This window comes from Desulfobacter vibrioformis DSM 8776 (genome assembly GCF_000745975.1).
Lineage (GTDB): Bacteria > Desulfobacterota > Desulfobacteria > Desulfobacterales > Desulfobacteraceae > Desulfobacter > Desulfobacter vibrioformis.
On record NZ_JQKJ01000067.1, the window covers coordinates 1 to 3,355 of the forward strand.

General features: G+C 42.8%; 3 protein-coding genes. 2 read left to right on the forward strand and 1 reads right to left on the reverse strand.

Annotation, left to right across the window (positions count from 1 at the left end; translation table 11 throughout):
• The first annotated feature begins 431 nt into the window (after window positions 1-431).
• Entirely contained in the window at window positions 432-1,211 is a 780-nt protein-coding gene (locus tag Q366_RS18990) for a YkgJ family cysteine cluster protein (protein WP_035242339.1), read from the forward strand.
• Between the two features lie 235 nt (window positions 1,212-1,446).
• Here the strand turns inward: Q366_RS18990 and Q366_RS18995 are convergent, their stop codons facing one another.
• Window positions 1,447-2,646 (reverse strand): aminotransferase class I/II-fold pyridoxal phosphate-dependent enzyme, encoded by a 1,200-nt coding sequence (locus tag Q366_RS18995; protein WP_035242342.1) that lies wholly within the window; start codon window positions 2,644-2,646, stop codon window positions 1,447-1,449.
• A 194-nt stretch (window positions 2,647-2,840) separates the two neighbouring features.
• On the opposite strand from Q366_RS18995, the gene Q366_RS21475 reads away from it, so the two are divergent.
• Window positions 2,841-2,990 carry a hypothetical protein gene (locus tag Q366_RS21475; RefSeq protein WP_156968245.1) on the forward strand — a complete coding sequence of 50 codons (150 nt, stop codon included), beginning with the start codon at window positions 2,841-2,843 and terminating at the stop codon, window positions 2,988-2,990.
• Window positions 2,991-3,355 lie beyond the last annotated feature (365 nt).

A 3,355-nucleotide genomic window follows, 5' to 3' on the forward strand; every position in this document is an offset into this window, starting at 1 on the left:
TACCGTTTTAATCTTCTCGACATATTTTGAACCTGTTTTCAACAATCAGATACTTTTTTTTTGAACCGATTTAAGATCCTTATTTAAAGCGGTTTCTCATACGTTTTAAACATGTTGTGAACACAGTATTCATCAGTTTTTGAACATTTCAGACGAGTATGTTGATAAGAGCGTAATGTGGGAATCAATTCAAAAAAAACATTCAGCGGGACCGGAGCCTGCCATTTTATTGTGGATGTTTGTGATACCTATGCATTGACAGGAGACCGCAGCCGCTTCAAAATAGAGTCAAAAAATTCATGATCGGCCATATGCGGTGCAAAACCTTAATCCAAAGGTTGATGAATGCGGGAATATGTTAAAATATACAGTAATGAAAATATATTCCCCGTTGATTACGGACAAACTTGACAAACACTGGAAATACGACCATGACAACACCTGACGACACTATAGACAGCGCGGCAAATCGTGCTTTACTTGGCAGCGGCACGTTTCAATTTTCCTGTCACGACGGAGTGCCCTGCTTTACCCGTTGCTGCCACAATGCTGACATGTATCTTTATCCCTATGACATTGTGCGCATGAAGCAGAACCTTAACATGACCTCGGAAGCGTTCCTGGTTGCGCATACCACAACAGCCATTCGGGACATGCCCACCTTTCCTAACGTGATGCTGAAAATGAGCGACCGGCAGGGCAACCCCTGTACTTTTCTGACGGAAAAGGGGTGCACGGTTTATTCAGACAGACCTTATTCCTGCCGGGCTTATCCCCTGGAACCGGCCATTTACGGTGGCGCCGACGGCAGCATGCGCATGCAGTACTATGTGATGCACCATGGTTACTGCAAGGGACATGATGAAGATCAAGCCTGGACTGCCAAAGCGTGGATGGCGGATCAGGAAATGGGAGCGTACCACGAACCCAACAACTGCTGGGCACGCATTGCTGCCCGCTTACAGACCAATTCTTTCAGGTTCCAGGGCATTGATATGAACAGTCCGTCCATGAAAATGGCTTTCATGGCCAGCTACAACATGGATACCTTTCGCCGTTTTGTTTTTGAGAGCAGTTTTCTGTCGCGTTATAATGTGCCCGGGCAGCAACTGGACGCGGTTAAGCACGATGACCGGGAACTGCTTATGCTGGGACTTTCCTGGATCGAACGGTTTTTGTTTGGTGAGGGGCTGTTAGAGGAAAACACCTGAGTTGATAAGTTGATCACCGATGAAAAGGTTGTTGTGCTGATCAATGAAAACGTGGCAAAAAAAAACGATATGATTTCAGGAATAAAACGTAACAAAACCAATACAATCCATTGAAGCCCTTTTTTTGATAGCGGGCGAGCACCAAAAAATCGCTGCCGTCAGGTTTTAATCAAAAAAATAAAACCGACGGCAGCTTTTCAATCAATAAGGGCCATGGAAATCGAAATAATCAAAATTAAATTTGCATCTGGTCCATGGCTTTTTTCATCTGCCGGACAGCCTGGCGCAGGCGTTCTTCATTTTCAACCAGGGCCAGGCGAAGATAGCCTTCTCCCTCTTCGGAGAAACCAGCTCCTGGTGCCACCGCCACATTTCCATTGTTCATGAGCTGGATGGCAAATTCCATGGAACCCATTTTATTAAAAGGTTCAGGGATTTTTGCCCAGACAAACATGCCGGCCTTTGGTTTTTGGATATCCCATCCGATTCGTTCAAGACCTGAACAAAGTACATCCCGACGGTTTTCATATATTTTTACAAGCTCCGGAATAGTGTCATCACAGTCCCGAAGCGCGATAATACCTGCCACCTGGATGGCAGAAAAGATACCATAATCAAAATAGCCTTTGATTTTTCCAAGGGCCTCGACAATTTTTTCATTACCAACGCAATATCCAATGCGCCAGCCAGCCATATTGTATGATTTGGAAAAGGATCCAAATTCAACACCGACATCTTTGGCGCCCTCGATTTCCAGGAAACTTGGGGCAACATATCCGTCATAGGTTATTTTGGCGTAGGCAAAGTCATTGATAACCATGAACTTAAACCGTTTGGCAAGTTTTACGATCTCCTTGTAAAAATTTTTATCCGTTACAACCCCGGTGGGGTTATGGGGATAATTGAGCATAAGGACCTTCGGGCTGGGATAACAGGCTTCACACACTTTAATAATCCTGTCCAGAAAACCCTTTTCAGGTTCCAGGGGAATTCTCATGACATTTGCACCGGCTATCACCGCTGCATAGATATGGATGGGAAAGGCCGGTGCCGGAACCAGAACGCAGTCCCCGGGACCCATGATGGCCAGACACAAGTGCGAAATACCTTCTTTGGAGCCAATGGTAAAGTAGGTTTCTTTGTCCGCATCCAGACCAATGTTGTAATGGCGGCCATAGTATTTGGCAATTTCTCTTTTTAAATGGGGAAGTCCTGAACTTTCCGGGTATCTGTGGGATTTTGGATCCTTGGCAACCTCCACCAGCTTCTCAATCACCGCATCAGGTGTGGGATCCATTGGGTTTCCCATACCCAGATCAATGACATCATCCCCCTTCCGCCGTTTTTCCATTTTCATTTTATTGATCATACCGAAAAGGTAAGGGGGCAGGTAATCCATTCGGGATGCAAACCGAATAATATTGTCTTGTTCCACGTCAAAAACTCCTAACGATAAATGGTTGAAACATGAAATCAAAATAAAAAGAATATCAGATTTTATTAAACTGATAAAATCAAATCTTTGTTAAATTGTTTCCATGTTCTAATATTAATAATGTTTCACGGGAAACATTACCCATTTAAATTGTAATAATAAATAATTATCGACAAAATAGTGGGGAAAAATTTTTGATGCTTTTTGAAGATTTCGATATCCAGGGCGGTCTTGACGCGGCAGAGGGAAATATTGACACTGAACAGGTCCGGATCATCCTGGAATATTTCAAGTCCTTCCATGATGCCGGTCGCATCTTTGACTTCACAATTACCAGGACCTAAAATCAGGGGACCTTTAAAACTGCCCGGGATTATCAATTCAGTATCCGGGCTTTCCATTGAAATAATAAAAATCCTTTATCCGTTCAGGCATTGTATAGCAGATGTTGATTGTTTTATCGATTTTGATAAAAATAATATTTCATTCAATATGCTGGAATCATATGAGAATAATATTTTTACCCGAAATAAATAAAAAAAAATAAAAAAACTGTTTGACACCCGTATCTTTTTCAGGCATATTTCGCCGGTCTTCTTGAGGGGACAAGCAAAACGGTTTTCTTCAAGAAGCTTTTTTTTGCAAGTTTTTTGATCTTTGAAAATTGGTCAGTGAAAAAGAAAAGAGCGGGTCAATGACAATGCGCTTG